Annotated in this window: 3 protein-coding genes; 2 read left to right on the top strand and 1 reads right to left on the bottom strand. The window is 47.6% G+C overall.

Features of this window, described 5'->3' with window-relative positions:
* Positions 1 to 252: 252 nt before the first annotated feature.
* A complete protein-coding gene (locus E5987_RS12290; RefSeq protein ID WP_160336363.1) occupies positions 253 to 723 on the bottom strand; it encodes a hypothetical protein in 471 nt (156 codons plus the stop codon).
* 774 nt (positions 724 to 1,497) lie between these two features.
* Here E5987_RS12290 and E5987_RS12285 point away from each other — a divergent pair.
* A complete protein-coding gene (locus tag E5987_RS12285) occupies positions 1,498 to 3,483 on the top strand; it encodes a fumarate reductase flavoprotein subunit (RefSeq protein WP_160336362.1) in 1,986 nt (661 codons plus the stop codon).
* A gap of 19 nt (positions 3,484 to 3,502) precedes the next feature.
* Positions 3,503 to 4,354 (top strand): fumarate reductase iron-sulfur subunit, encoded by an 852-nt coding sequence (locus E5987_RS12280; protein WP_370267217.1) that lies wholly within the window; start codon positions 3,503 to 3,505, stop codon positions 4,352 to 4,354.
* Positions 4,355 to 4,977: the final 623 nt, after the last annotated feature.

The following is a 4,977-nucleotide window of genomic DNA, read 5'->3' as shown; positions in this document are numbered from 1 at the left end:
TGAGTGGCTCAAAAAGCTGCTCGAACTCGATGGGGGCGTCTTTGTGGACACGCCCGCAATTGTACGAAACCTGCATGCATGTGTGGGTATTCGCCAATTGCTAGAAATGGGAGCATGCTCCCATGAAACCTCGCACGTGAGTGCAAGGTAGTTCATCTAAATTACGTCGCAGGCTTTCTTCATTTGTTTGCGAATAAAAACAAAAAATTAAGCCGCCCAAACCGGGCGGCCGTTTTTTATTAGAACGAACGATTACTGGATGGTTCGATCGGATTCTGACCAGGGAAAGGAGCGTTCCTGTTCTTCAAGAAGGTCCTCACAATCCAGTTCGAAATTCTTTTCGATGTCGATATCTTCAAAGAGATATCTGTCTTCTTCAATGGCTCTGCTCAGTCTGGCCCAGAAAATTTCGCCGCTCTTGTCGCGCAGACGAAGTTCGGCTTTACCGCTCGATAAAAGCTGAGAGAGCTTAAAAGGGTAGACGTGACGATCAACCGCAGCGGAGATAAGGTCAAAACGCTCTGCAGATCCAAATGTATGACTCAGAGAAGCGCTGATCTCACAGACCATGCCGTCTTCTTTAATCGATACCAGGCCGGCGGAACGGCGAATCGATAAAGAGAACGCCTCTGTTTCCTCTACAACGGTTTGTACTGCCGCATTAATGTCTTTTTCTACATTTACTGCTGCGGAGCTTAAAAGGCCGTTTTCGAATTTAGACATTTGAATTACCTTCGTTTAAAAATTGGTTCGTTGAATTTGTTGAATTGAATCTTCCGCTTAAATTTCTATCGAGACAACCCCGAAAAGCCCCGTCAGAACTCAGTTTGAGTCAAATTAAAGAAAAACCCTTAAGTATTTTTCTAAATGGTTTAGTAGTTTCCCGAATAATCTGCTCAAAATGAACGAATAAATGTTTTTGGTTCGTTAACTAAATATTTACTCAGCCAAATTAAAAAAAAAATCATCGACTCGAAAATTCAAACGGGCGGTAAAAAATCAAAACTCACGTCTTCAGGAGCCCTTGAATTCTTAAGATGTTGTAAGAAACATACAAAATCATTACTAAGAGAGAATTAAGGGAAAGTACTTATGAAAAATCAGAAAAAGAGCAGAAAACTTACAAATCAGATTGAATCCCAATTGCTGTCCTCAGTTTGAATTACTTAAAATTGTCTTAACTATAAGAATCTTTGAGTAATTAATTATTTAGTTAAAGAAGATAAAAGGTCCAAAACGCCTCTGTAATCCTAAGTTTTTATTACGGCAAAACTATAGAAAACGCGAACAAAACTAATAAAGACGTTGAGATTTTTTCAAAGTTGGACTAAATTTCTGCTCAAACAGTTTTATGTAGAAATTCTTTTCATGGTCAACCCTTACTCGCAAGAGGGTGGGCCGAGTGGTGTTTGTACTTTAAGCTGTTGCGTGTTTACCCCATGCTGCCGGAAAGTGCACCCGTCTTTTCGGTTAATTTGGATCAAGGAGATCTACTAAATGAAAGTTATTTATACGGATGTGCTGGTCATTGGCGCAGGTCTTGCAGGTCTGCGTATGGCTGTCGGTGCCAAGCGTCGCGGTCATGATTCCATCATCCTTTCGCTAGTTCCCCCGAAACGTTCTCACTCTAAAGCTGCTCAGGGCGGTATGCAGGCCTCTCTCGCGAACGTAATTAAGGGTGTCGGCGATAACGAGGACGTGCACTTTGGAGACACGGTCCGCGGTTCCGACTGGGGCGCAGACCAGGAAGTGGTTCGTATGTTCGTTAACACCGCACCTAAAGCAGTCCGTGAACTGGCTGCTTGGGGCGTGCCCTGGAGCCGTATCACTCCGGGAGACCGTCAGGTCATTATTAACGGCGAAAAAGTTACGATTACCGAACGTAAAGAAGCCGCAGGCCTTATCGGTCAGCGTGACTTCGGTGGTACAAAGAAATGGAGAACATGCTTCGTTTCCGACGGTACCGGCCACGCTATGCTGAACGCGGTCAGCGACCGTGTCATTGCTTACGGTATTCCGGTTCATGAACGTGTTGAAGCCATCGCGCTTATCCACGACGGCTCCCGCTGCTACGGTGCTGTTGTCCGTGACCTGATCACCGGCGAACTCATCGGCTATGTCGCTCGTGCGACAGCCATTGCTACCGGCGGTGCCGGCAAGCTCTTCCGCGTTTCCACAAACGCTCAGATCTGCGAAGGTACAGGTCATGCGATCGCTCTGGAAACCGGTGTTGCCATGTGCGGCAACCTGGAAGCCGTTCAGTTCCACCCGACAGGTATTTTCCCTGCCGGTATTCTGGTAACAGAAGGCTGCCGCGGTGACGGCGGTCTGCTCCGTGACGTTGACGGCCACCGCTTCATGCCGGACGTCGAACCTGAAAAGAAAGAACTTGCTTCCCGTGACGTTGTTTCCCGCCGTATGGAAGAACGTATCGCTCAGGGCAAGGGCGTTAAGAGCCGCTTCGGTGAACACCTCTGGCTCGACATCACGCTGCTCGGCGAAAACCACATCAAGCACAACCTCCGCGAAGTTTACGAAATCTGCCATTACTTCCTTGGTATTGATCCGACTAAAGACTGGATTCCTGTCCGTCCGGCTCAGCACTACACCATGGGCGGCGTTCGTACCAAACCCACAGGCGAATCTGAAACCCTCAAGGGCCTCTTCGCTGCCGGTGAAGCTGCTTGCTGGGATATGCACGGCTTTAACCGCCTGGGCGGCAACTCCGTTGCTGAAACCGTCGTCGCCGGTATGATCATTGGCGAATGTATCGCTGACTTCTGCGATAAACCTGAAAACGCTATTGATATCCCGACACGCGTTGTTTACGACTTCATCAAACGCGAACAGTCCAAGCTCGACGCCTTCGCTAAGAATTCCGGCACAGAAAACATGGCCGAAATTCGTACACGTATGCAGGAAATCATGACCACTAAGGTCGGTATTTTCCGTAACGGCGATATGCTTTCTCAGGCTGTCGAAGAACTTGAAGACCTTTACAAAAAGAGCTTCAACGTTGCTGTTAAGAACCAGCCGGGTGCTAACCCCGAACTCGTTTACGCCTACAGAACACAGAAGATGCTTCGTGTCGCCCTCGGCATGGCTCTCGGTGCTTCTCTGCGTACAGAATCCCGCGGTGCTCACTTCCGTATTGACTACCCGGTTCGTAACGACGCCGAATGGTGCAAACGTACTCTTTCTACTTGGAAGAACGAAAACGACACACTGCCGACCATCACATACCAGGATCTTGACATCTCCAAGATGGAGCTGCCTCCGGGATGGCGCGGTTACGGTGCTAAGAACTACATTGACAACCCCGAGACACCGATTCGTCAGAAACAGGTTGATGAAATCCGTGCCAAGATGGAAGCTGAAGGCGCTGACCGCTTCGCTATCCAGAATGCACTGATGCCTTACCTCCAGCTTCTTCCGGAAGACCTGCGCGGTAAGAACGAACGTATCGACGAACCCCTGTCATAACCTTTGGAGTTGAATTTAAATGGCTGAAAACGTACAACAGATGGCTGCAGCTGAAGACAAAAAGGAACAGGCGGCTCCTCAGACAAAGAACCACCGCATGCTTCAGGTGAGCATTCTCCGTTACAACCCCGCAGATCCGGAAAGCGTTCCGCACCTGCAGACATACTCTGTATCTGAAACAGATTCTATGACTCTCTACATTCTCCTGAATGAACTGAGAGACACACAGGATCCTTCTCTGCAGTTTGACTTCGTCTGCCGCGCCGGTATTTGCGGCTCCTGCGCGATGCTTGTCAACGGCAAACCGACTCTGGCCTGCCGCTGCCTGACTCGCGACCTTCCTGAGCACTTCACACTGGCTCCGCTCCCGGGCTTCGAACTCATCGGTGACCTTTCTGTCAATACCGGTAAGTGGATGCGCGGCATGAGCGAACGCATCCAGTCTTGGTGTCACCTTAACGACGAAGAAGTCAATCTTTCCAAGATTGAAACTCCGATGGATCCGCACCTGGCTGAAGACATCTACCTGCTTGACCGCTGCGTAGAATGCGGCTGCTGCGTCGCTTCCTGCGGTAACTTCCGTATGCGTCCTGACTTCGTCGGCGCTGTTGCAATCAACAAGATCTCTCGTTTCCGTCTGGACCCGCGCGATCACCGCAACGATGCTGATTACTACGAAATCCTCGGTACAGAATCCGGCGTGTTCGGCTGCATGTCTTTGCTGGCCTGCCACGACTTCTGCCCGAAGGATCTTCCTCTGAAGACTCAGATCGCTTTCATGCGTCGTAAGATGGCTGAGCAGGGCATCATGGGCAAGGAAGAACCCACACTGAAACGTGTTATTCCTCTTCGTGAACTCAAGCTCGACTAATTCCAAACACTGAATTAGTTTCATAAAGGTTCGTTATCGAAAGGTAACGAACCTTTTTTTGTCAAGCGAAAATTTGCGAGTGATTGTAAATTCAGATTGATTTTGTCTTTCAATTCACTCTTTAATCTTAGATTGAGCACTTTCGCGAAATCCTGCATGAATTTCTTTTTCTTGGCACGAATGCAAGGGGAAAGGGCTTAAATCCTTGAACTGCACACGCTTTATCCTAAGCTTAATATAGTTATTTCAGGTAATTTCATTAGGTACTTACCCTAATATTTTTCTAAAAATGTCTTTTTTTATCGCTGTTTTGTTCAATTTGTGCTATGTTACGTTGCGAAACAAATCAATTTAAACACTTTATTTAAATCCATTTGTTCAAAAATATTTACATAACTCTCATTTTTGTATGACCACAGTCTCCCGACTGACAAAAATGAGAGTAGGGCGGCCGGCTTGGCCGGCTATTAAAATAGAGGAGTAATAATGGCTCGTATTGAACATGACTTCATCGGCGACTTGGAAGTCCCGGCTGAAGCATACTATGGCGTTCAGTCCCTTCGCGGTAAAGAAAATTTCTTCATCACCGAAGAAAATAACAATCAGGAAATCTACTTCATCAT

It is taken from the genome of Parasutterella muris (genome assembly GCF_009767915.1).
GTDB lineage: Bacteria > Pseudomonadota > Gammaproteobacteria > Burkholderiales > Burkholderiaceae_F > Parasutterella > Parasutterella muris.
Note: the sequence above shows the minus strand (reverse complement) of the source record. Positions and strands in the feature narration are given on the sequence as shown.